Genomic DNA, 25,309 nt, shown 5'->3' on the forward strand with positions numbered 1-25,309 from the left:
CCGGCCGGCAGGTCATCAGGCAACGGCCGGACAGACGGACTGCCAGTGCGTTCAGAAAAATGACAAAACAGAACCAAAGCGGAAAAAATGTATAGCGCTGCAGCGGCTCATACCACGAAAAACGGGTCCAGGCCAGGATCCAGAAGATCAGCAGGCCCAGCAGCGAAATCCAGCCCCAGGCCGGGAAACGTTGCGAACCGGGCAGTTGGTCCGGTTTCCATTCGCCGGCTGAAAACCGTTTCCAGAACGGCCAGGTTGTCAGAACGATGAATAGGAGTACCGCAATAAATATTGGCCATGAAAAGGCGGGCTGTTCAACGTAAAATGTTTCCGGCGGAAATTGAAGGTAGGGCAGAGGTGACTCCCCGGCGACCATTGCACCAGCGAGAGGAGCAGTCAGCAGAAGGATTACAAGCAGTAAACCGGCAGCCGATCGTTTCAGTAGTGAATCAGATTCCATAGCCTGTTTTTAATTTTTACTTTTGAATAATAACATATTGAATAGAATTGATTTGAGCTACTATTTCATAAAATGGCATAAACAATTAGGTCGTAGTCTCAATCATTAAGGCTAAATCCTTTATCTGGAATCGAAAAAAGTAATTCCATTGTTATCCAATTAGAAAAAAATTATAACCGAACTATAAAATCTTATGAAAAAACTACTGACAGTTATCTCAATATTATTTTTAGTCGGAGCTTGTACTCAGAGCAGTGAGCAAATGGATGCTGCAATGGAGCAGCCTGATATAGTTGGTGAGGAGATCAGCTATTCTACTGACGAGACCACCATGAACGGGTATATTGCGCATGATGCTAATCAGATGGGGCAGCGTCCCGGCGTTTTGGTTGTACATGAATGGTGGGGCCACGATGAGCACGCCAGAAACAGCGCGGATATGCTGGCCGAGCTTGGTTACGTGGCACTTGCGGTAGACATGTACGGTGGTGGTCAGCAGGCATCTCACCCGGAAGATGCTATGCGTTTTTCCAATAACGTCATGAGTAATTTTGATACAGCAAAGGCTCGGTTTAATGCCGCCATCGAAACGCTCAAAGCAAATGAGAATGTGGATACATCGCGAATCGGAGCCGTTGGATATTGCTTCGGTGGTAGTGTGATTCTTGCGATGGCACATTCCGGAATGGACCTGGATGGTATTGCTGCATTTCATGCCGGACTCCAGCTGCCGGTTATGCCACAGGAAGGCCTCACCTCAAGAGTGCTGATCATGAATGGTGCTGATGATCCATTTGTGACACAAGAACAGGTAGAGAATCTAACGGGTGCGTATGAATCAATCAATGCTGATTACCAATACATCAATTACGAAGGTGCGATGCACGCCTACACTAACCCGGCAGCTGATTCACTTGGGCAGACGTTTGATCTCCCGCTGGCATACGATGCTGAAACCGATAGCCTGTCGTGGAGTGAGATGACCAGCTTTTTCAGTGAAACATTTAAGGACTGAGGAATAACGAATAATGCATAATGAATTAGGAATGACGATTGTCGATGTAGAATAAAAGCCTTCCACATTCTGAATTCCTTATTCACCATACGTAATCCTTCAACTATATCTACGGGACTAATATCACTTTCCCAATATTTTTTCTCTCTTCTATATATCGATGGGCTTCGCCGGCATCGGCAAATGAAAATGTCGTATCAACGTGCGGATTGATCCAGCCCTCCTCTGCACCCGTTAAGATTTCTTTCATCCATACTGATGCTTTGTCGCCTTCATTCCAGAGATGGCCAAGGTTCACGCCATAGACACCAAGGTTCTTGTTTAAGAGCGGTAATGGATGGTAAAATGGCATTCCAATCAGAGATTTTAGCAGACTTAGTGTGGTGCTAATTGAACCTGACGAGCCGGTACTGGCGGTTGAGATTCCAAACATCCCGAGCCGGCCGGTCGCACGAAGTGCCTTGTAGCTCTTTTTCCAGTGTTTACCTCCGAGAGGGTCGGTGATGAGCTCAACACCCCGGTCATCGGTCAAATCCATCAGCTGAGGGAGCCAGTCTGAGGAACGATAATCAATAGCGTGATTGAGACCGCGATCTGCCAGAAAATCGTGCTTCCCCGGACTGGAGGTGCCGAATGTAGTGGCACCTATATGACTGGCTACGTCAAGTTGTGCCAGTCCCATGCCGCCACCGGAATTATGAATCAAAACAGATTCATCCTTCCGAAGGCCACCCATTACGACGATGAGTACCCAGGCGGTCAGATAATTTACCGGCAAGGTGGCAGCCTCTTCAAATGAAAGGCGCTCAGGTTTCTGATGTACCTGGTTTTCCGGCACCACTACTTGTTCGGCCTGACCACCAAAACGGGTCATTGCCAGTACCTCTTTACCGACCCAGTCTTTGCTAATATTATTACCTGTCTACGCCACTATACCCGACACTTCATAACCCATCACGCAAGGTTTATCGGGTCCATCAGGATATTGCCCTTTTCGAGCCAGGATATCAGCGAAGTTGAGCCCCGATGCTTTTACTTCTATTAACAGTTCATCAGCGCCGGGCGAGAGATCCGGCACATCATGAATTTCGAGTACATCGTAGCTGCCGTTGCCGGTATTAACAATTTGTTTCATAATGGATTGGGTTTTGATGTGTTAATGAAAAGTGTGAGGCAATTGCAATATTTAAAAAAGAATAGGTTGATGGAAAGCGAATTTGAAAATAGTGAGTGATGTGTAATCAATATCAAAAAAGCCGTCATTCATATAAAGTATGAACTTAATAGTGTCCTGAAAAATGGAAAAAAACAATGACATTCTTTTGTGATGAACCATCGGCCACAAAGGTGCTTACTATGAGAAATTTTACATTAAATAGTAAACTTGTGAACACCAATAAATTCAACGATTTTGGGTAGTGATTTAACTGAACCCGGAAGGGCTTTTATCTGATGACTATTTTTAATGTGACACAGGTATTTGCCGACATCAGAATCAGGTAAACTAAATTTTATATCAGTAGACTCAGAGGATTTTTAATGAATTCAAGTATGCCAAAAACACAATTCTGTATTTTATTTGTAGTACTCTTTTTGTCTCCGGGCCTGTTTTCGGCCCTTCAGGCGCAAACCAATGAGCTCCCGTTTACAGAAATGGAACTCACCAATCTGGACTCGTTTCAGGAGCCATCCGAAAACTGGCAGCTGGCGGGCGATGTCTTCATGGATACCTATCAGGATCTTCACGTAGAAGCTCTCGATGGTTCAGGGGTGCTGGTAAATACGGCGGAGGGCGACGAGCCACAGGATATTTATACGAGCTGGGAGCACGGCGACCTGGACTTGTCATTTCATTTTATGATGGCGAAAGAGTCAAACTCCGGCATTTACCTGCAGGGGAGATATGAAATTCAGCTGTTTGATAGCTGGGGAGTTAACACACCGAAATTTAGTGATTTAGGCGGTATCTACCAGTGGTGGGAAGATGGTCGCGGTGTTGGAGGGACGGCACCAAATGTGAATGCTGCGCTTGCCCCGGGAGTCTGGCAGTATATAGAAATCAAATTTCGGGCGCCCGACTTTAATGAGCAGGGCCAGAAAATAGCAAATGCCCGTCTGGAGGAAGTCATCCTGAATGGAAAGGTCATCCACGCAGATCTTGAGCTTATTCATCCCACCGGCGGCGCAATCAGCAACGAAGAAGCTCCACAAGGCCCGCTCCGGATCCAGGGCGACCACGGGCCGGTAGCGATCAAAAATATCAGGTATAAACGGTACGATAACCCCCAGCTTGACCTTACGGACATCACATACAGGTATTATGAAATGGGACTTGATGAAGGAGAAAACCCTGTATCTATCATAGCGTCATCCAACCTTAAGGCTGAGGGAACAGCCGTGGAGCTGTCACTTGATGACGTGCAGAGGACCGGGGAGTTCGCAATCGTATACGAAAGCACTGTTGATGTGGCTGAGACCGGAACTTATCTGTTTGAACTTCGAACTGACGGAGGGAACCGATTTGAGATTGATGGAAATCAACTGATTGAAAATGGTGCGGATAATGGGTGGTGGAATCCGGACAGAGCTGAGGTTGATCTCTCTGAGGGCACTCATACCGTGACCATAACCTATTTTCGCGGAGAAGATGGAGATGCACCTGTGCTCTCTCTAATGGCTGAAGGTCCGGGAATACAAAAGCATGCCTTGCACGCACCTTCTGCATTCCCGAGAAATCTGCAAAGTGTTAATCTGCCGAAACGTATCGATCCTGAAGATAAGCCGGTTGTAATGCATGGGTTTCTGGATATGCCCGATCGTGTGCATCCGCACAGTGCCGCGGTGGGTTTTCCTGACGACATTCACTTCGGAATCGATTTAAACAACGGCACCCTCATGAAGCTCTGGAAAGGTGGCTTTCTTGATGTTTCAACTATGTGGGTTGGCCGCGGAGGAGGAAACCTGTCGCTGAATGAAGAAGCAGCACTCACGTTTAGTGGAGCACCGTCAATGGCTTTTTTGGATAGCCGGGACGCTGTCTGGCCCGATTCCCTCCAGGAGAATGTAGCTTTCGACCTGAATAGCTATCGATTTGGGGATGAAAATCAGCTGATCTTAAATTACCAGTTGAACGGCAGCTCATTCGAAGATCACCTGAGCCCTGATAATGATGGCCGGGAATTCATGAGAACAATCCGCCTGACTCAAAGCGGCCCTGTCAATAATCTGTATCTCCGAATTGCGGCGGGTGACAACATCACCGAACTGCTCAACGGCCTGTTCCAGGTGAACGACAAAACCTACCTGGTCAATCTTAGCGAGAGTACCAAACGTGAGTCCTGGATCCGGCGCAGTGGTGGCGTACAGGAACTGCTCGTGCCTGTTTCTAACAGTGAAAACGCCGAAATATCCTACAGTTATGTCTGGTAACCCGATGAACACCTTTAAGAACCTCCGAATGTATAACCGCATCACAGAAATGAACCGTATGCTAAATTTAAGCTTAAAACAGTTGTTTGCCACATCCTTCGTTTCCTCAATGCTCTTGTTAATCTGTGCCAACCCGGCAATCGCGCAGCAGTCTGCTTCCGCAGGTGAGAGGGCCAATCAAAATGACTATTACCAGATTACAACTCTTCCCGCTCCGGATGATGTTGTCCTCGAGGTGGGAGGCCTGGCCTTACTGCCTAATGGCAAACTGGCTGCAGCCACCCGCCGCGGGGAAATATGGGTCATTAGTAATCCGGAAATGATAAACGGTCGCGTGCCCACCTACACTAAGTTTGCTGAAGGGATGTACGAAAACCTCGGTCTTGAATATAAGGACGGCTCGCTTTATACGTCTCAGCGTGGCGAACTAACGAAGCTGACCGACACCAACGGTGATGATATCACCGATCTGTATGAACGAGTCTACGCCTGGCCCGTTTCCGGTCACTATCATGAATATTCGTATGGTCCGGCATTTTTACCCAACGGCGATATGGTGGTCACCGGTAATGTTGCTTTTGGCAACCCTAAGTGGTGGGAGGCCCAAAGCCATGCGCCCTGGCGCGGCTGGATGATGATTATTACCCCCGACGGAGAGATGCGCCCGTTTGCCACCGGTATGCGGTCTCCCAGTGGGGTGATGGTGAATGATGAGGGTGATATTTTTTACTCTGAAAACCAGGGCGACTGGATTGGTTCCGGGTTTATCACCCATGTGGAAGAAGGCGATTTTACGGGTAATCCCGCAGGACTCAAATGGGCAGATCACCCGATGTCACCTGTCGATATTGACACCAGCATGATCGTGGACAGCGAGCAGCCGATGTATGAAACGGCCAAAAAAGTTCCGGCTATGAAGCTGCCCGCCGTATGGGTCCCACATACGCTGATGGGGACATCAACAACAGGTATGATTCAAGATACCGCCGGAGTCATTTCGCCGTTTAAAGACCATTACTACGTAGCCGATCAGGGACATGCACGGGTGAACCGGGCGACCATGGAAAAAGTAGACGGGGAATACCAGGGAGCAATTTTTCCGTTTATCTACGGGCTTGATTCCGGTGCCTTGCGCATGGCACTGGATAAGAGCCGCGGGCAAACCATGTATGTTGGGTTAACCGACCGAGGGTGGAGTTCGACCGGTGAGAAAAACTACGGCCTGCAGCGGGTGGACTGGACCGGAAAGATTCCGTTTGAAATGAAAACTATTACCGCCACGCCCGATGGATTTAACATCGAATTTACGCACCCGGTCGACAAAGAGATTGCTGCAGATCCGTCGCTTTATAATGTGACCAGCTTCACGTATATGTATCGCTACGAATATGGAAGTCCCATCATTAACCGGGAAGACGCACCGGTGAAAGGTCTTCAGATCTCTGACGATGGGAAAACCGTCCGCCTGGTTGTCGATAATTTGCGGAAGTATTACATCCATGAAGTCAAAATCGGAGAACTTGAGTCTGCATCGGGAACTCAGCTGCTGCATGATGTAGGATATTACACCCTGAATAACATCCCTTCAGGAGTCAGTCTTAGCCAGAGTGATTGGACGGCAACTGCACCGTCAGGTAGCCCCAGCGTGGAAAGCTCTATCGAAACCCCCGATTCTCCCGGTGCATATCCCAGTGTGTTGGATGAACAGGGTGATGAAGCGGCAGCACCGGCAACAAAGCGCGTGGTCGTGATGCCTGATTCCTGGGAAGATGGGGCGGACCAAACAATTGAGCTGGGTACGGTTCCGGGGTTGAAATACAGCAAAGATAAAATTGAGGTTAAAGCCGGCAGCCGGGTACGATTCATATTCAATAATTCAGATGATATGCTGCACAATATGGTAATCGTGAAGCCTGAGACGGCTGATCCCGTGGGCCGGCAGGCAATGAACCTTGGCCTGCAGGGTGAGGATATGGAATATATCCCCGAAACCGACGACGTGCTGTATCACACCAACGTGGTTCTGCCCGGGCGGTCAGAGACGATCTATTTTACGGTTCCGGATGAACCCGGTACCTACCAGTATGTGTGCACGTTTCCGGGGCACTACATTTCAATGCGGGGTACGCTGGTCGTGACCGGTTAACAGATATTCGTTGAAGTGAGAACCTCCAGTTAGGGACATGACAGCTGGCGGGCCTTGTGGCGTCCTGGGTTCTAAGATTTATTAGTTCATTCTTTGATTAGGAAATTCGGAAATCGGGACACATCAACATTCTTGAGAAACTGAATGTATTCCTCTTTGAATGATTGATCTTTGGGGTGTTCTTACTGATTCTCAATATATCAAATCACATTGGGTAGCTGTGAATTCCCAATGCTGGACGCTTTAAATCCTGATTGCCAAGGAAATCTCGAATTGATGGCCACACTTCGATTTAGAAACGCTGCAGAATTGGATGTTAACGCACCCTTTTCCAATACACTTCCTCTACTTTCGTTAACTCATTATGTATTAATTTTGTACATTAAAGATACGTTTAAAAGAAAAACCAATCGTTATGACCACAGCGCGAATTGAAATAGACCAGGACATTCAACCTCTTTCCGAATTCCGGAAACATGCAGCAGATTTCATTGACCGAATCAAAAAGCAGAAGCGATCCATTGTTTTAACACAGCACGGGAAAAGTGCGGCTGTTTTAGTGGATGTATCTGAGTATCAGCGTATGGTTGATAAAATCGACTTGATGGAAGAGCTTATTGAAGCGGAACGCCAAATTGCAAGAGGCGAAGTCGTTTCCCATGAAGAAGCCAAAAAGCAGATTAAAGAAAACCTAGCCAAGTGGAAATAGTCTGGACCAATCAGGCGTTGCGAAAGCTAAACAAGTTTGTCGATTATATTGCTCAAGATGATGTTTTCACAGCTGAAAAGTGGGCAATAAAACTAATTGAGAAAACAGATCAGCTTATTGAACAACCGCAATCAGGTCGCATTGTACCTGAGTATAATGAACCTAATTTACGTGAAATGATATTTGGTAACTACCGGGTAATCTATCGGATACGTAAAGAAGAGGATACAATCTACATTCAAACTGTGTGGCATGTCCGGCAAGACCCTCCTAAATCGAGCGCGAGGTTGCGTTAACAAGTGTTTCCTGCGGACCGGATCAGGTTACTTGCTAGACTTTTAAGTTGATTAACCGGCCGCAGAAACACCAAACCGTTATATCTCTCAAGAGATCCGACACAGAGATGGATGGCTTATAACCAATAAGGATATGCCGCACCTACGGTGCTCTCCCGGATTACGCACTTTTCCAGGGTTGAAAATATTGGTCATTGATTTTTAATAGCCTTCGGTATAAAAGTGGATTTCGGGTGCCCCAATACGTAACTCAGAAAAAAAAGACTCGTCAGAGAAGGGGAGAATTTTTTAACAATTTCAAAGTGCCTCCTTGCAACCGAATTTCGCAATCAAAGCCGGGGGTTGACCACGTTATTGAAAATAGATCCGAAACTAAACTGCAACCCAAACCGCGCCTCGTAAGAGTAGGATGTTAATTGTTCCCTGAGGTTCAGCAACTGCTCTTCGTCGGTTATGCCACCTGCAGGCAACGATAACTGATCATTTATTAATGCATATTCGCCTGAAATATAAATAGAAAACCCACGATAGATTCGAAAATCAAGTTGCATCCGGGTGTCTAATCTTTTTCTGTCAAAATCATTCAAAAATGCCGAAGCGTTGATCCAGGTTTCAAACTCTCCCCAGGGTTGAGTAAACTCAATCCGTGAGCTTAACTGCTGCTGCATTTGGCTTTCATTTAATTTTCCGTAGATGGTTCTTTCTTCATAATCATAGCGCCCAAAGGTAAATCGGTATCTAAATGTAATTTGCCGGGATGTAAATTCTTCGTAAGGAAATACGCTGAACTCTATGGCTGGACTGCCTTCCAATAGCAATGAGTAATTGTTTCGTGTAGAACGTCTGGCTTCTGAAGAGATACCTGCTGACCAGTGATCGTTTAAACTTTTAACAAGAAGCAATTCGGCTTCACGGTCTTCTCTTGTAAACACCCTTTCTTCATCATCGTCCCGGAAGGTTTGACGATCATAATCTTGTTGGAGTTCAAACTCAAACTTCCACTCCGGGGTGATCCTCTCGGCACTTATACGGCCGCGGAGAGAGAATTCCTTTTCTGATTCTTCACCCTCAATGTCGGTATCTGCATTAATATCAAAGACCCAGTTATCCCAGTTATCTACACGCTGGGTAGGCTGAGTATCCTCTGAAATATTGTGGTAAATAGTTAGCTCTTCAGCGATCGGTTTCTCAGCAAGATAGAAAAACAGGCCGCGGCTAATGTAGTTGTTTAACTCGCTTCTCCGCTCATCTCGTGTGTCCGATTCTGCTGAAAAATAAGTGAGTGTTTTGTCACCCCCGAGTTCTTCATCCCTGACGATAAACTCGAGCGTGAATTCTTCACCTCCATTTCCTGTACGTTGAGACGTAATAAGCAGGTGGATATCCGCATCCTCTTCACTGCGAACGTAATTGACAAATTGAATTTCATTTCGAACGTGCCCTTCGTCACAGGCACGACGGCAATCCAGGAATACGTTGATTGTACCCGTCGAGTCTTGTGCCTGCGAAGTCACCGGTTTTAAAAGAAAGAGAAAGGCAACAAGAGAAATAAAATATAGTGTTTTCATTGGATCTGATTGTATCAAAAAAAATGTTGGCCGTTTTGTTGTCTGATATTTCAAACTGTGATATAGGCTTTGTAATTACTTCATCTTAATAGATGAGGAAAATTAAAGATGTGGTCTAATTCTGATGGAAATTTGATGATTTGCCATATTTACAACTTTTAATAGCAGACAGGTATCATGAAAGCGACACAGAAAAAGATCACACCAATCCATAGGTACTAATTAGACAAACGCGCTCTTGCCTGTTAGTGCCCGGCCCACGATGAGCGAGTTCACCTGCTTGGTTCCCTCGTAGGTGTAGATGGCTTCGGCGTCAGCGACAAAACGGGCGACGTTGTATTTCAGTAAAATACCGTTGCCGCCCAGGATTTCCCGTGCTTTTTCGACCACGCTGCGGGTGTGTGTGGTGCAGCTCACTTTTGCCAGTGATGCCTGCTCATCCGTCATTTCGCCTGCATCCTGTAGCTGGGAGAGGCGAAAGGCCATCGTCTGCATGGCAGTGAGATCGCTGAGCATTTCAACGAGAAGATCCTGAACCAGCTGAAAAGAGCCAATTGTTTTTCCAAACTGCTTTCGTTTGTGAGTATAATCTACGGCGTATTCGTATGCTCCCTGGGCACATCCAACCGCTTGCCAGGCCACACCGGCGCGGGTAGCCCGAAGCACTTTGGCCGTGTCTTTGAACGAGTTGGCGTGTACGAGTTTATTTTCAGCAGGTACTTTCACGTCATCCAGATAGATGCGGGCATTCTGCACGGTGCGAAGGGCCATTTTATCTTTCTGTTTTTCGGCCCTGAATCCCGGCGTGTTGTTTTCCACGATGAACCCTTTCACCTGTCCGTCGTCCACATCCTGCGCCCAGATAATGGTGATGTCGGAAAAGGTGCCGTTTCCGATCCATTTCTTCTCTCCGTTTAAAATCCAGTGGTCACCCTCTTTTCGGGCTTTGGTGGTGAGTCCGCCCGCTACCGCTGACCCGACTTTCGGTTCAGTCAGACCAAATGCGCCGATCGTTTCCATGGTCCTGAGTTTGGACAGCCATTGCTGTTTTTGTTCTTCTGACCCGCAAAAATAGATGGATCCCATTACAAGTCCGCTCTGCACACCGAAAAAGGTGCTGATGGATGCATCAACCCGGGCCATCTCCAGCGAAATAATGCCTTCCATCAGGTACGAGTGATTCATGCAGCCGTATCCCTCAAGCGGGAGGCCACAGATGCCGAGATCAGCCATTTTTGGAATGAGGTCGTGGGGGAATTCACCCTTCAGCCAATAGTCGTTTGCGATAGGGCCAACTTCATCTTCCATAAACTGCCGGACCCGCTGCTGTAGCTCGCGTTCTTCATCGGTAAGCAGATCGTAAAGCTGATAGAAGTCGCTTTTTATTTCCGGCGGTTCGTACTCTTCCGTGCCCGACTCAAGCGTCCGTTTCAAATTCATCAGCTGAGCTTTATCCATTTGGGAAAGTGATTCCAACATTTTCCCCAAATCGATGTGTTCAGCTACAGCGCTCAGTTTTTCCAGGTCAAGATTTTTGATGAGGTCGAGTATACCGGTGTCTTTTTCAGCCATGAGAATGGATATCGGTTTGTGTTGGGTTTCAGAATTAACAGGTCAACAATTATCTGGTTGATGACGATCATTCACGCAGGTCTTCTTCATTCTCTTTTTGGTTAGACAGGCTGATCTAAGACTATCAGCCGTACACCAACTGGATCTGTTAGCGTTGCGCATTCCCCGGCTGATGGCTGTCTCTTGTCTTTTTAGCAATCAGGATCTCAACAAACTAATAGAAAGGTCTGTGTGATGATATTGAACACATGCCATGTCTTCGGAAAATCGAGCCCAACGCTGACAGAACCCGGAAAAGCCGCGAAATGCTCAGGTCTTTATGCGACAAATGAGAATTGACATAACACTAGTTGTTTGGCTTTGGGAAACGCAAAAGTAACGGTCAAAGGTTTACAAATTTATCTTGAAATATGAGCGGTAAAACAATCAGTAAATAATGAGTGATTAGGACTTATGCATTCGACCCGTTTATTAAGAACCCGGCTCAGAGGTTGTCAAGAAGATCTAAATCTGAAGGTATTTCCCGTAACTCTTCAGAGTATTCAGAAAGTTTCTGATTTTTAATGTCCAGCAGGTAGCTTAAATCAGCCGCGCGATAACAGATTTGGACGACAAGTTTTTCGATATCTTCATCACTTTCCAGTCCTTCCTTTATTGCGTAACGTATAGAATGCCGCACTCCCCGGCGAAAAGACTCGGCAGGAGAGGGAGCGTCAATAATATCTTTCGCTCTCTCATATCCGCGAAGAAGAAATTCAACTTTTTCAGGCTCCATCTCAAGCGCCTCTGCTAATTGCTCAAAAGACCAGTTGTCTCGTTCTGCTTTTTCAAGAATGACTATATCGTCGGGCATGTATTGCGAAAATCGTTTTGCCCTTATATCAAGTTTGTCTGCGTATTTATTATAGCTATAGTTAAAAGCTTCGGCTGCGAGTAGATATTTTCGATCCATAACATCACCATTGTTTTTTGCTTTCAGAATTTAAATCTCAGTAATAACAATATATAAAAACAAGACCAATCGGATGCTGACCATTCACTGACTGATTCGCAGCATTGAATTTTGCCCATACAGATGTTTAGAAGAGAACCGTTTTTCGAAAAAGTCTTTGAGACAAGATAAGATGAGGAACCCAGTGAATTTTCTTCATGCCCGGGGCTCTACTCAACCATATCTTTCAACTCCAGTGCATTCTGAGGAGCAAATCCCTGCTCGTCATTATCAAAATAGAGGTACACATCCTTGCCATCAGCTCTCCATTCGCGGAGGCGGTCTGCCCACCATGCCAGCTGATCTTTACCATATTTCCCTTTATATTTTTGATCAGTTGGGCCATGCAGCCGCACGTAGACGAATTCGGCCGTTACCTCAAAAGGGCTTTGATATCCGGCCAGGTCATAAATGCAGAAAGCCGCACCGTTTTCTTCTAATATGCTGAGGGCTGTATCGTTTATCCAGCTTTCATCACGGAATTCAAATGTTGTTAGCTGATCGTCAGGAAGCAGGTTCAGGAAATTCCGAAGCCGGTCTTCATTAAAGTTCCAGTTGGGCGGCAGTTGAAACAGGATGGGCTTTAGCTTGTTTCCAAATGCGCCGAATACCTCAAGCATGTTTTCGAGGCTCTCTTTCGGCTCATTCAGCTTTTTCATGTGTGTGATGTACCGGTTCGCTTTTGCGGCAAAGGTGAAATTGTCTGGCACCCGGTTTACCCAATCCTCCAGGGTTTCCGGTTCAGGCAGGTTATAAAATGTGTTGTTCACTTCAACGGTATCAAATTGTCCGCAGTAATGGTTGAGCCAGTCACTTTTCGGTAGATCTTCCGGATAGAATGCACCTTTCCAGTGATCGTAGTTCCAGCCGGATGTGCCTATGTAAATATCTGCCATGCGAATATGTTTGATTAATTATCCAGAGTTAAAACGTGATTGAAAATTTTGATAGTGGATAAGCTACAAAGCAATTGAAAAGGTGATTTTACTCCACCTTGCGTTCGATAATTCTCTTATCATAATCCTTAACCAAAAACCCGGGAAAATGCGAATTGCACTCCATAACGTGGGTAATAGCATCCCGGTCGTATCTGTCACCGGATTCGAATTCGCTGAAATAGGCATTTAATTTCTCGAGGCGATCCTGTTGTTCATTTACAGACTGCAACCCAACAGAAATCCCGAAATTGGTAAAGGCAAATTTGGTGTTCGGCCGTCCTCTCTGGCGGGAAAAATATCCGGGCGGTTCTATCCAAAGGTCATCTAAGGTATTCAGTGACTGCTCCTTCTGAAACTGCGCCCATTCCTCATCCTCATGGAACTGGCACATCCATAACATCATGCCAAGTCCTAAATCCTGGTCAATGGTCAGGTCTTTGTATGATGAGTCAATTAACTCTTTCATCTGCTTGATTTCATGCTCCAGGCCGTCAGGGTCAATCAGATTATAGACTACATACCCGTGAAAATAATCAAGTGCTCCGTATCCGAAACCTGGTTCAGGCCCGCTTAAATCTTCCTTCATTTTCCAGTGAATGCCAACCCCGGGCTCTATGAATTCCGGGTGGATATCCTTGATCAGCTGCACTGCTTCTTCATGATATGCTGGACGGTAAAGGCTCAAAACATGAAGGGCGTACATCCACATTGCCAGGTAGTGATAGTACTGGCCGTGCCTGTCGGGCAGTTCGCCGATTCTAAATCCTTTGTCCCGACCAAGCACTCTCTTTACTTCTGCAATCACGTTTTCAGCCTGGTCCAGGTAGTGTTCTTTACCGGTGTGATTGTGTAAGGAGGTGAGCAGAACAACGCCAAACGCATCTGTCCAGAGATATCGCAGACCGTTTGGCCAGATTTCTTCGTTTTGCATCCAGTTGAGTTTCTCTTTTACAAATGGGATATTTTTTTTCATAACTCATTCAATCTTGATTTAAAGTTAATTTTAAACACCAAACGGGTATGTCTCAGGCATTTTGTCTTCCCCTTCAGCAGTTGAGGTTTCCACCGGGGTGATGGCTTTCGTTTCATCAAACCAGATGTACTCATCAAACTGATTAGGCAGCGACGCCTGGAAATAATGGCTTTGTAACTCTGTTTCGGGCCGGTAAATTACACCAATTGCCCGCTCAAGATGCGACTTCTCCAGTTTTTTGATGACAGTTTTTGATTTGTCCCGAAGCGGCAACATGAATTTTTCTACATCTGACTGATGCATCACGCGTTCATAACTGTCATCCAGTGAAGGGCGAATGTCTTTAAAATTCATTTGTCCGCCCCACATGCTGGCGGCAGCTACGGTGCCATGATCCGTTCCAAACCCGACATTGTAAGTGTCATCGCCATACTCCTCCTTGGCCAACTGGCCGATGTTGTGCTCTCCCCGGCCGCTCATTTCTGTAGCCATTGCGTTGCCTACATGCGAGTTATGGGCCCACACAACAGCCTTTGAGTCAGAGTTTTCATAGTCAAGAAGCGCCTGGAGAGTTTCAAACATGTGGCTGTCGCGCTGGTTCCAGGACTGATTGGAACTCACATACATGCTTCGGTAGTATCTCTCGGCATTAGCCACCAGGCGTGCATTTTGAACAGCATCGAGGTATTTATCCCCGTCGTGAGTAGTCAGCTCAACCCGGTTTTCGAGCATTTCTTCGAGCATATTTACCACACCTTTTTCGCAATTCCGGAATCGCCCGCTTGAGGCGGCGGCACCATATCTGGCGGGGTTGTTTTCGTAAGGCGTAAGGCAGCTATACCGTCGCTTGGCAAGCTCAGAAAGATCAGGATCAACGTCGCTGAGGTAGTTGATGACGGCATCAATAGATGAATAAAGACTGTATAAATCCAGGCCAAAGAAACCGACCTTGTCGTCGTGAGTTTCCACGGTGTCATTATAAAGCCTCAGCTTACTGATGAGATCCTTGGTTTCCTCATTCCGCCACATCCATGAAGGAAATTTGGTAAACGGTTTCTGAGTTGGCAGCTCTACATTTGTATCCCGGACAAACCGATCGATGTGAGCGGCATCGGGCCAATCGGCTTCAACGGCCACGATGTTAAATCCCTTTTCCTCAACCAGCGCCCGGGTAATTCGCGATCGCATCCTGTAAAATTCTGATGTACCGTGGGTGGCCTCTCCTAATAGCACAACCCTGGAATCACCAATTCTTTCAAGTAATGGGGCCAGTTCTGCTGAATCAATATCAGAAAATGGCTCAGCTTCACCGGCAATCATATCGGGAAGTGACTGTTTTGAAGGTGCGGGTTTTTTGGATTTGACATCAGATTCTCGGTCTTCATTTTCCCATCCGGAAAGCCCGATCAGCGGAACAAACTGAACGCGCCCCAAATTTTTACGCTGAATCTCTCCATCTGCTTTATTTAATTTCACCAGTCGTTGCTGACGCGGCTCTTTACCTACAGGAATAATCAACCTGCCGTCCTCGGCCAGTTGCTCTTTCAGCGGTTCGGGAACATCCGGCCCGCCCGCGGCAACATTAATCGCATCATACGGCGCGTGTTCTTCCCACCCCTGCGTACCGTCGCCATGAAGCACAAAAATATTGTCATAGCCAAGATCCTGGAACCGTTTACTGGCTGTTTCAGCCAATACCTTGTGGCGTTCAACCGTGTACACTTCGTCCGCTATTCTGCTCATCACGGCAGCAGCGTAACCCGAACCTGTTCCAACATCAAGAACCTTGTCACTGGGTTCCAGCTCCAGGATTTGGGCCATCAGAGCCACAATGTAGGGCTGAGAAATGGTTTGCTCTTCTTCAATCGGCAAGGGAGCGTCTCGATAGGCAAATTCAACCAAATCTTTTTTGATAAATTTCTCGCGGGGAACCTCCTCCATGGCCGATAATACACGTTCATCATCAATTCCACGAGATCGTAATTGTCTCTCAATCATCTCTTCTTTTTGTTGAAGCAAGCTATCCATAAGTATCCTCTCTTCTATTGTTGTTTCCTGATCTATCTATAAAAACAGAGAATAATGAATAAAAGTTTTGAGAGATCTTAAAATTAGCCAGATTGCATTTGAAACAATGGGAGACTATAAGGCTTTTAAGCGGGGAGCTGAATACTATGAATCCATTCAGAGTCTGGTTTAAAAACTGTCGTCGAGGTTCTCCATCACGTGTAGATGATTATTTTCCCGTAAATAAGAGATTACTATTCGCAGTAACTCTCATGACGTCTGGAGTTAACGACAACCAGTGTCAACATGGAGCTAAAATTTTAAAACAGCATCCGTATTGTAGTCAGTGGAATAGTCGATTTTTAACACTCTCTTTTGAAAAGACATTCAACCAATATTATTCTTATACTAAATACACCGGTTATTTATAGATGAAATAATTTGACACTGTAAATGTCTTAAATGGGGCACAGTAGGTGAATATTCAGGCTCTTTTCCATACCTTTTTGCATAAAAAATGGACAACCCGTATAACAGATCCATCCCAATTTGGCTGTTACCGGCAATAGTGTTCAGAAATAGTCTGGAAAAGGATAATCCCTTAAATGGCCGGATCATGAAAATGCAGGTGATAATGGAGCTTGTCATTATCTGAAAAGAAGACCTCTTTTGACAGGTATGTAAAAATTTATACTCTTTAAACATATCATGAGCTGGTAGATTAAGTTCAAGTGCAAAAAAAAAGATACGTGTACACCCGTTTAAAAATAGCAGGGCTCGAGAGATTATTCGATTAAACTTGAAGCAAATAAGTGTGATGCTCTTATTTTAAAGACGAAAAAAACGCAAAAAAAACAGAGATGACTGACCCAAAATCCTTTCATGACCTTAAGACGTTTACTGATGAACTGTTCAACACATTGCGTGAAGGCTTTCTGGTGTTAAACACCGACTTTAGGGTACGCAGGGCTAACGCGGCTTTTTGTGATCTCTTCCAGGTAGAATTGGAGGAGATAAAAGGGAAGAAATTATTTGAGCTGGGTGATGGCCAATGGGATATTACAGAACTGCGTGAACTCTTAGAGCAGATTTTGCCTCAAAATAAGACGATAACTGATTACGAAGTGGAGCATGATTTTCCCGGAGTTGGCCATCGAATTATCTATCTGAATGCCCATCAGATAGATGACATGCAGCTCATACTGATTGCGTTTGAAGACGCTACTAAACGCATCAACGCCTTCCGGGAGCTTGAGGAGGCAAGACAAAAGCTTGAGAACAGAGTTGAAGAACGTACCAGGCAGGTACGGAAACTGGCTCTGCAGATTACCGAAGTAGAACAGCAGGAACGCCGGCGAATGGCCCAGATTTTGCACGACGACCTTCAGCAAGTTCTTTTTTCAATTCGGCTGACTTTAAATCTTATACAGAAGCAGATTGCTGAAGAAGGAGGGCAAATTGCTGAAGAGGAGATTTCAGAAGTCACTGAGATGGTCATTCTTGCGATCGATAAAACCCGTCAGCTCAGCCATGATCTCAATCCGCCCATTATGCAAACGGAGAAAATCAGTCAGATACTGGAATGGCTTGCGGAAAGATACGATGAAATGTACGACCTGAGAACTACAGTCGATGTAGAAACAGATTTTTTGGTCAAAGACAATAATGTCCGAATTGTACTTCTCAAGATTGTGAGGGAACTGCTTTTTAATATTGTGAAGCATACAGAAACACGAAATGCAATCATTAAAATCAATCGTTCTAAAGATAACAAGATGATCATCCGGGTCATAGATGAAGGGGGAGGGTTCGATTTAGAAAAAATCGAGCAGACAGAAGGGTTTGGCTTGTTTAGTATACTGGAACGGATCAATTTGCTGGGCGGAAGTTTTGAGACCGATGTTGTTCTTGGCAGGGGATGCCGTATGGCCGTAAAACTGCCCCTGGAAGATGATATAGTCCCTGACAAAAAGGATTGATTTAAAGCCTGAGTTCGATTTACAAAACAAACAACTGTATGACTGAGAATTCCTTCCTCAAATATTTGAAGAACGCATTAGCCGCAATTTAAAATCGACCTTAGGTACTTAAAAAGCAGGTGCGCGTTTTCTTGTTGATGATGCGATTGCAAAAAATGGTGGGTTTTCCGAGGGGTCAACTTCCGGAAAAGTAGTTTCTAAAAGAAAATCTGTGGATAAATATATAATCCTGATACAGCTACTTGTGTAGTCTCATAAAGCCACTTACCCGGATTATTCACCAAGAAATTATGTCGGGAGCAAGGCGCAGGGAAAAAGCGACTGATGCGCCCACACCGCTCAGTTACTCACGAATAAGCATGTCTCGCTGATCAAGTTATTGCAGTTAATGGCGCAGAATCCCCGGGGGATATTATCCAAAGGACCTGCAAGAGCAATAACCTATACTCTGAAAAGATTCTAAGTAAGTGTTCACTAATTTACCCTATAAACCACAACCTCTCCTGTAGAACTTCTGATCGAACTCAAGTGATGAATAAAATCATTCATGCCCGGGATAAATTTCACCCTTAGTTTCTGCCTAAATGTGCGCCCTGCTCGATTTACGAAATTTTAACGCAGTTAATGCCGGAAAGCTGCTTTGATGAGCCCCTGATGGATCGTTTGATCGAGTTACTCATGCAACTTGTAAAAGTATCATAATCTGCTCGAATTGGAATTTGAATAGGTTTTAATTTCCTATTTTTATAGTGCTTAACCCCTAAAAAGTTAAAAATGAAATTCAATAAAAAATATTTATACCCGCTTGCACTGCTTCTGATTTTATTTGCCATGTGGCTGACGGTAGGAGCTGAATCATCAGAAGAAAATGTAATCTATACTAAGCCAGCCGTTGGGTATTTTGAGGTCACAATAACATCAAGCGGAGAGCTGCAGGCTCAAAATTCAACAAGTATTACCGCTCCGGAAAACATGCGGCAGTTTCGCATTAATAATGTGCCGATTCTGAATTTGGTACCGGAAGGTACAGTTGTCAAAAAAGGAGAGTTTGTAGCAGAGCTCGATCGGTCGAGCCTCGCCAATACGTTACAGGACGCCCAGCTTAGTTTGGAGGAAGAAGAAACACAGCTGGAACAGGCCAGGCTCGATTCGACCCTTACTCTTTCAGCAGCCCGAAATAATATTGTGGATTTAGAGTATGCTGCGGAACAGGCACAGCTTGTGGTTGAACAATCTCAGTACGAATCTCCGGCTGTTCAGAGGCAGGTTCAAATAGAATCAGAGCAAGCACTTCTTAGGCTGAAACAAGCGCAGGAGAACTATCAGACACAAGTAAAGCAGGCGGAAGCGAATGTAAGACGAAGGCAAACCGGGGTGCAGGAAGAGCGGAATGATGTACAGCGCATCAGGGAAATCCTGAACCAGTTTACAATCTATGCTCCCGAGAACGGCATGGTTATTTATAAACGCAACAGGGATGGCTCAAAAGTAAAAGAGGGGAGTTCAATCAGTGCCTGGGACCCAACAGTTGCAGAACTTCCGGATTTTAGTGTGATGGAATCGTTGACCTATATCAACGAAGTAGACATACAGAAAGTTAGAACAGCACAGCGTGTTGATATCGGGCTGGATGCTATGCCGGAAAAACAGCTGACGGGGCAGGTAACAAGTGTGGCAAATATCGGCGAACAGCGGCCAAACTCAAACTCAAAAGTGTTCCAGGTCACCATTCGTGTAAACGAGACCGATAGCACGCTTCGTCCGGCTATGACTACAAGTAACACGATACATATTAGTTCAGTCGATAGTGCTCTTTATGTACCACTGGAAACGATTCACACATATAATAATGTGGATATTGTTTACAAAAGAGAGGGCCAAAGTGCAGTGATGCAGCAAATTGTAATGGGGATGATGAATGAAAATGATGTGGTCATTCAGGAAGGGGTTGACCTATCTGATCAACTATATCTGTCACTTCCGGTTGATACCTCGGCAATAGAACGCAGATATTTGCCATCGGAGGTTCTGCTGGAATATGAAGAGCCGGAAGAAATAGCACAGCAAGAATAGATCTGTGATTACATCGCAGGCACTTTGATTCTAAAACACAAATGAATGTCTTTTGTTTAAGAAACTAATCTATAATTTCGATATCGCCCTCGATGCGATAAAACAGAATACCATGAGATCTTTCCTGACCTCGCTTGGTATTATTTTTGGAGTAGCTTCGGTGATCGCAATGCTTGCGATTGGCCAGGGAGCTCAGCAAGAAGTTCTGCAGCAGATGCAGCTTCTGGGAACCAATAATGTGATTATTGAGCCGGTAGTACGGCAGATGGAGGGCGACGTTCAACAGGTAGAAGGTCCTGCACAAGATGAAAACAGGTACTCGCCCGGGCTTACGCTCCAGGACATGGAAAGTATTGTGGCAAACATCTCAAACATCGAGTCAGTTAGCCCGGAAATTGTGTTTGATACCGAAATTATTCGAAACGGACGACTTCGGTCAGGTAAACTGATTGGGGTCAGTAAGGAATATTTTGATATCAACAGCTTTAGTTTTGCCGATGGCGGTACATTTTCTGACATCCAGGTGAGAGACTCGGACCCGGTCTGCATCATCGGATCGGATATTGAAAACCGATTTTTTGCCGGAGAACAAGCATTAGGAAATAAAATTAAGGCCGGCAATATTTGGTTTACCGTGGTTGGTGTGCTGGAGAAACGAGAAATCAGTACTGAAAATATCGAGAACCTTGGTATCCGAAACTATAATTTAGATATCTACACTCCTGCCACAACGGTTCTTCTCAGGTATAAAAACAGGGGCGTGTTAACCGGCCAGGATATTCAATCGGCAGCGGCAAACAACGGTTCAGAAAATACATCGGGTCAAAACTATCACCAGCTCGATAAACTGATTGTAAGGGTGAGTGATAACCGGTTCAGTGTTCCTATATCGGATGTGATTCGCCGAATGCTCACGCGCAGACACAACAATGTAATCGATTTTGAAGTAATTGTACCTGAATTGCTGCTTCAGCAAGAACGCCGAACTCAGAACATTTTTAATATCGTCCTCTCTTCCATTGCCTCCATTTCGTTGCTTGTAGGCGGTATTGGAATTATGAATATCATGCTTGCGTCTGTGGTGGAACGGATCAGGGAGATCGGCGTGCGACGGGCGGTTGGAGCACTTAAACAGGATATCAAATTTCAGTTTTTGACAGAAGCGCTGACGATCTCCATTTCGGGCGGTATCATTGGGATTATACTTGGGATCGCCTTTAGCTATATCATCGAAATTACAGCGGGTATTCAAACTATTGTAACGCTTTATTCCATCGTCATTTCGTTTGGTGTAGCAATGAGTATTGGTGTTGTTTTCGGTTACTTCCCCGCTAAACGTGCTGCAGAGCAAGACCCTGTTAAATCACTTCATCATGAATAGTTATTTTCGATTAGGCCTGATATTTCTTTCACTATCAGTTTTCTACCCTGCAACTCTCGCCGCTCAGGATCTCAATCTTGGGACGCTTTCTCTCCAGGAGTCAATTGAAATTGCCCAGGAAAATAGTCCCGTTGCCAGGGCAAACCGGTACTCACTCATTTCCAGCCGATGGGCATATCAATCATTCAAAGCAGATCTGTATCCCAGCTTGTCGCTGAGTGGCGATGCACCGAATTTTAACAAAAGCATAATTCCGATCCGACTGAATGATGGAACACTCACATTTGTATCTGAGCGGCAATCAGACGCATCAGCATCCATTAGTATAGATCAAAATATTTTACCTACCGGTGGTCGTCTATCCCTTTCAACCGGCATAACAAGACTCGGCATTTTTAAGGACGAAAGCACTTACAGGTGGCAAAGCACACCATTGGTGATTGGTTTACAGCAGCCACTTTTCCAGTTCAATGAATTAAAATGGAGAAATCGTCTTGAGCCGCTTCGGAATGAGATTGCTCAAAAGGAGTTTGTTCAGGAGATGGAAGCTCTTGCCGTTCAGGTTACGGCTGGTTTCTTCGATATCTACCTGGCGAGAATCAATGTAGAAAATGCGGAGTTCAATGTAGCCAGGAACGATTCTATTTATACCATCTCGCAGGGGAGATACCGGGTTGGTAATATTGCCGAAAATGATCTGCTCCAAACGGAACTGGAACTGCGTAACGCGGAATCGTCTCTCACAAGATCCCGGATTGATTACCAGCGGGCCCTCAACAATTTTAAAATTCTGCTGGGCTACACGACTGATGTAACACTGGACCTGGAGGCTCCGGATGAGCTGCCTGATGTAGATGTAAATATTGATCTGGCAAAACAACTGGCGTATGAAAATAACAGTGAAGCTCTCACCTATCGATTCAACGAGATTGCCGCCAACAGAGATTTCGAGCAGGCAAAGAAACAAGCCGGGTTTTCAGCAACACTTCAGGCTAATTACGGATTGAACCAAACATCCGAAAATTTCAGTGATTTATACTCGAATCCTGAAAACAGGCAGTTTGTAACCGTTGGGTTTAATATACCAATTTTCAACTGGGGAAAAGCGCGGGCAGAAGTGAATTCTGCCCGGAATCAGCAGCGACAGGTGGCCAACAGTATTGAGTATCAGCGAAATCAATTTTTACAGGAAGTGGAGTACCAGGTGAGCCAGTTTCTTCAGCTCAAAGACCAGGTACTGTTAGCGGCTCAGTCAGACACCATTGCCCAGCGACGTTATGATGTTGCGCAAAACCGCTACCTGATTGGCAAGATTGATATTACAAATCTGTTTATCGCTCAAAACGAAAAAGATTCTGCCCGGCAAGCTTACATTCAAACGCTGGGCGACTATTGGAGGGGATGGTATGCTCTTCGGCAGCTTACCTTGTATAACTTCCGGAAAAATGCGATGATTACCTACCAAACAGAGTTTGAGTGATAACCCATTAATTTGATAAGTCTTTTGCAGTTAGTCAGCCATCGTAATCGCGAAGACTTTTACTCGTTCGGATAGAACGTAATAGAATATCCCGCCCTGTGAATATCTCCGCTGCCAAGAGACATCACCCCTTCTTTTTGGGTAAGTTCTTGTGTTGTATCTGCTGTATCGGCGATGCCCTGCCACGGTTCAATACAAACAAAGGATGCACCCGGTTTCGCCCAAATGCCGAGATAAGGGAACCCCTCGTAATGCATAGTGAGAATCCTGCCGGTCTTTCTGCTTACAAGACTCACTTTTCTTGAGGACAAGTTTTTGAAAATCAAGGCGTCATCATCAAAAAGGTGTTTATGCAGCGGCAGCAGATTACTGTCCGTGAGCATCATCCGCTTTTTGTCACCCACCAGCCCGTCTGAATTGAGGAGGAAAGCCGGAGCTGTCTCATTTTGTTCAAACTCGAGAGCGTAATCAGAATACATTTCGTTATCGTATAAGGGGCAGTTGAAGGCGGGATGGCCCCCCAGCGAAAAGTACATTGGTTTGTTACCACGATTGATGACAGTATGATCTACAGAGATAGTTGTGCCTGACAGTGAATAGCGTGTCTTGAATTCAAATTTGAATGGATACCGGCGTAGTGTCTCATGATCCCAGAGATGTGTAAACAACAGGATGCTGTCGGTTTGATGCGTGAGCTCGGCTTTATCGGAATGCCGGATTATCCATGTTTGGGAAGGCTGTAGGTGTCACCATTAAATATAAACTTGCCACTCTTAAGCGCGCCAATAATCGGAAACAGCACCGGCGCATGGCTGCCCCAAATATCAGGGTCGGCTTGCCAGATATATTCTGTTCCTGTTTTTTGTGATATGACTGAACAGAGCTCTATTCCCGTTTTTTGAACAGACATTGATAATTCGGTATTGGATAGAGTATAGGTCATTCGGCAGGATTCTTCAATCTCCGGATGCCAAAGAATGCAATCAGCGCACTTACTCCAAATACCGCAAACTCGTTAAATGTGCTGCTGAATTCGATGCTCAGCAGGTTGATACCAAGCACAAAATAGGCCAGTGCACCAAGTAGGCCTATTGAAAGGCTGCCGATGGTTGTCGTTAGAAATGACTTTGGTTTCTCGTCAAGCGTAAAGTACTTGGCAGTTCCGCCAAGAAAGCCGCCGGCCACCGAAAAAAGCAGGAAAAGCCATGGAAAAATGTAGTTGATCTCCAGCGTGTTGGACTGTGCACCGGCCGTGGTGGCGGTCAGTTCCGCGGTTCCGAGACCTTCTGATCTCAGGTAAACAATGGCGGGCTGATTGTAGGATAATTCTATGGAACTTGGTGTGACAGATCCCAGGCTTGAGCTGATGTTAACCCTTTTTGACTCGTTTGAACTCGATCCTTTCCAATTAACCTGCACAGGAATTTTCTGAATGCCAAGTCCCTGAAGCTGCTTTCGTTCGGTAAATATATTCAGCGTCGGCTCCACGTTCAGGTAAGCTTCGTAGCCGTCGGAGTTGGCTTCGGTTACAATTCGTATCTGCACCGAATCCCGGACATCCCGTGCCGAGATGTTTACGCTGGTTGATGGCAAATTCAAATGGCCGATTTGAAGCTGGTTCGGCTGAATATTGTCTATATAGTCAGAATGAAGTTCAATAGGCATCGGGTTAGAAAGGTCACCTGACGATTGACCCTGGCTAAGCAGCAGGAAGTTAAGTGTGGATGTGAAAACATCAGCCACATGATCGTATACCAGGGGTTTTAACGAGGTGATGATCGGTTGATAGACGATTTGATTATTGCCGTTGTTCGATCCTTCTCTGTTTTCAACGTGGAGTTCAGGAAAACTGTAAATCTCCTGACTATTGATGCCGGCCAATATCTGTGGATTAACCTGGTTCAGAAGCCCGGTATTCACGCGGGAAAAGTCCCGGTCGAGGTTGAGGACGGTTTTTTCCCGCGGCTGAAGCTGCAAATCACGAAAGTTCAGGTTATTCATGATTTCAAGATTGGTGGTATCCCGCTGCAGAACGTCGAGCTGGATACGATCCTGGTTAATAACATTAAGATTGCCCGTTGGAATTGTAGAGTTTTGGGCAACTAATGAAACGGCTGTTCCTGCTAAAACAAGAAACGAAAAAAGTGCGCCTCTGAACACGTGCGATACTGAACTGTATTGCGATAATAAACTGCTTAAAACCATATCCACTCCCTCTATTTATTATGATGGATCTCTTTGAAACTAACAGATTGTAAGCAACTCATTTAAAAGATGAAAAGCAACAAGCTG

The 25,309-nt window shown here is 45.5% G+C and carries 20 protein-coding genes and 1 pseudogene; 9 read left to right on the forward strand and 12 right to left on the reverse strand.

Features of this window, described 5'->3' with window-relative positions:
* A pseudogene (locus tag AABW11_RS10720) lies at window positions 1–460 on the reverse strand (hypothetical protein); the annotation flags it as partial.
* Window positions 461–653: 193 nt separating this feature from the next.
* Between AABW11_RS10720 and AABW11_RS10725 the strand changes: the two are divergent.
* Window positions 654–1,475, forward strand: a complete 822-nt coding sequence (locus tag AABW11_RS10725; protein WP_340105087.1) for a dienelactone hydrolase family protein — start codon at window positions 654–656, stop codon at window positions 1,473–1,475.
* Between the two features lie 109 nt (window positions 1,476–1,584).
* On the opposite strand, the gene AABW11_RS10730 is transcribed toward AABW11_RS10725, so the two are convergent.
* Both AABW11_RS10730 and AABW11_RS10735 read right to left on the reverse strand, forming a co-directional pair.
* The gene (locus AABW11_RS10730; protein ID WP_340105088.1) at window positions 1,585–2,349 is read right to left on the reverse strand and encodes a zinc-binding dehydrogenase; all 765 of its coding nucleotides are present in this window, start codon (window positions 2,347–2,349) and stop codon (window positions 1,585–1,587) included.
* Between the two features lie 48 nt (window positions 2,350–2,397).
* Window positions 2,398–2,610, reverse strand: a complete 213-nt coding sequence (locus AABW11_RS10735; RefSeq protein WP_340105089.1) for an alcohol dehydrogenase catalytic domain-containing protein — start codon at window positions 2,608–2,610, stop codon at window positions 2,398–2,400.
* Window positions 2,611–3,026: 416 nt separating this feature from the next.
* Between AABW11_RS10735 and AABW11_RS10740 the strand changes: the two genes are divergently transcribed.
* The 4 genes from AABW11_RS10740 to AABW11_RS10755 all read left to right on the forward strand — a co-directional run bounded on the left by AABW11_RS10740 (window position 3,027) and on the right by AABW11_RS10755 (window position 8,055).
* A complete protein-coding gene (locus AABW11_RS10740; RefSeq protein ID WP_340105090.1) occupies window positions 3,027–4,904 on the forward strand; it encodes a family 16 glycoside hydrolase in 1,878 nt (625 codons plus the stop codon).
* Window positions 4,905–4,953: 49 nt separating this feature from the next.
* Window positions 4,954–7,050, forward strand: a complete 2,097-nt coding sequence (locus tag AABW11_RS10745; RefSeq protein ID WP_340105091.1) for a plastocyanin/azurin family copper-binding protein — start codon at window positions 4,954–4,956, stop codon at window positions 7,048–7,050.
* A 415-nt stretch (window positions 7,051–7,465) separates the two neighbouring features.
* The gene (locus AABW11_RS10750; RefSeq protein WP_340105092.1) at window positions 7,466–7,759 is read left to right on the forward strand and encodes a type II toxin-antitoxin system Phd/YefM family antitoxin; all 294 of its coding nucleotides are present in this window, start codon (window positions 7,466–7,468) and stop codon (window positions 7,757–7,759) included.
* Window positions 7,750–8,055, forward strand: coding sequence for a type II toxin-antitoxin system RelE/ParE family toxin (locus tag AABW11_RS10755; RefSeq protein WP_340105093.1), 306 nt, complete (start codon window positions 7,750–7,752; stop codon window positions 8,053–8,055). The genes AABW11_RS10750 and AABW11_RS10755 overlap by 10 nt, the downstream gene beginning before the upstream one ends.
* Before the next feature lie 329 nt (window positions 8,056–8,384).
* On the opposite strand, the gene AABW11_RS10760 is transcribed toward AABW11_RS10755, so the two are convergent.
* The 6 genes from AABW11_RS10760 to AABW11_RS10785 form a co-directional block, all read right to left on the reverse strand.
* Window positions 8,385–9,623, reverse strand: a complete 1,239-nt coding sequence (locus AABW11_RS10760; protein WP_340105094.1) for a hypothetical protein — start codon at window positions 9,621–9,623, stop codon at window positions 8,385–8,387.
* A 222-nt stretch (window positions 9,624–9,845) separates the two neighbouring features.
* The gene (locus tag AABW11_RS10765) at window positions 9,846–11,195 is read right to left on the reverse strand and encodes an acyl-CoA dehydrogenase family protein (RefSeq protein ID WP_340105095.1); all 1,350 of its coding nucleotides are present in this window, start codon (window positions 11,193–11,195) and stop codon (window positions 9,846–9,848) included.
* 484 nt (window positions 11,196–11,679) lie between these two features.
* On the reverse strand, window positions 11,680–12,147 hold the full coding sequence (locus AABW11_RS10770) for a hypothetical protein (protein ID WP_340105096.1): 468 nt from the start codon (window positions 12,145–12,147) through the stop codon (window positions 11,680–11,682).
* Between the two features lie 209 nt (window positions 12,148–12,356).
* A complete protein-coding gene (locus tag AABW11_RS10775) occupies window positions 12,357–13,082 on the reverse strand; it encodes a DUF72 domain-containing protein (protein ID WP_340105097.1) in 726 nt (241 codons plus the stop codon).
* A gap of 88 nt (window positions 13,083–13,170) precedes the next feature.
* Complete coding sequence (locus AABW11_RS10780) at window positions 13,171–14,097, reverse strand: hypothetical protein (RefSeq protein ID WP_340105098.1); 927 nt, start codon at window positions 14,095–14,097, stop codon at window positions 13,171–13,173.
* Between the two features lie 30 nt (window positions 14,098–14,127).
* On the reverse strand, window positions 14,128–16,125 hold the full coding sequence (locus AABW11_RS10785; protein ID WP_340105099.1) for a protein-L-isoaspartate(D-aspartate) O-methyltransferase: 1,998 nt from the start codon (window positions 16,123–16,125) through the stop codon (window positions 14,128–14,130).
* Window positions 16,126–16,964: 839 nt separating this feature from the next.
* On the opposite strand from AABW11_RS10785, the gene AABW11_RS10790 reads away from it, so the two are divergent.
* From AABW11_RS10790 to AABW11_RS10805, 4 genes are all read left to right on the forward strand, one after another.
* Window positions 16,965–18,083 (forward strand): sensor histidine kinase, encoded by a 1,119-nt coding sequence (locus AABW11_RS10790; protein WP_340105100.1) that lies wholly within the window; start codon window positions 16,965–16,967, stop codon window positions 18,081–18,083.
* A gap of 774 nt (window positions 18,084–18,857) precedes the next feature.
* Entirely contained in the window at window positions 18,858–20,156 is a 1,299-nt protein-coding gene (locus AABW11_RS10795) for an efflux RND transporter periplasmic adaptor subunit (RefSeq protein ID WP_340105101.1), read from the forward strand.
* Window positions 20,157–20,208: 52 nt separating this feature from the next.
* A complete protein-coding gene (locus AABW11_RS10800) occupies window positions 20,209–21,537 on the forward strand; it encodes an ABC transporter permease (RefSeq protein WP_340105102.1) in 1,329 nt (442 codons plus the stop codon).
* The gene (locus tag AABW11_RS10805) at window positions 21,530–23,017 is read left to right on the forward strand and encodes a TolC family protein (RefSeq protein WP_340105103.1); all 1,488 of its coding nucleotides are present in this window, start codon (window positions 21,530–21,532) and stop codon (window positions 23,015–23,017) included. Before AABW11_RS10800 ends, AABW11_RS10805 begins: the two co-directional genes overlap by 8 nt.
* 59 nt (window positions 23,018–23,076) lie before the next feature.
* On the opposite strand, the gene AABW11_RS10810 is transcribed toward AABW11_RS10805, so the two are convergent.
* From AABW11_RS10810 to AABW11_RS10820, 3 genes are read right to left on the reverse strand one after another with little or no spacing between them, the layout of a single operon-like run.
* Window positions 23,077–23,685: an aldose epimerase family protein gene (locus tag AABW11_RS10810; protein WP_340105104.1), complete on the reverse strand. Its 609-nt coding sequence runs from the start codon at window positions 23,683–23,685 to the stop codon at window positions 23,077–23,079.
* Between the two features lie 50 nt (window positions 23,686–23,735).
* A complete protein-coding gene (locus AABW11_RS10815) occupies window positions 23,736–23,927 on the reverse strand; it encodes a hypothetical protein (RefSeq protein WP_445263759.1) in 192 nt (63 codons plus the stop codon).
* 29 nt (window positions 23,928–23,956) lie between these two features.
* Window positions 23,957–25,222 carry a hypothetical protein gene (locus AABW11_RS10820; protein WP_340105106.1) on the reverse strand — a complete coding sequence of 422 codons (1,266 nt, stop codon included), beginning with the start codon at window positions 25,220–25,222 and terminating at the stop codon, window positions 23,957–23,959.
* Between the last annotated feature and the right edge of the window lie 87 nt (window positions 25,223–25,309).

Origin of the sequence: Rhodohalobacter sp. 8-1 (assembly GCF_038150125.1) — a bacterium.
Taxonomy (GTDB): domain Bacteria; phylum Bacteroidota; class Rhodothermia; order Balneolales; family Balneolaceae; genus SW132.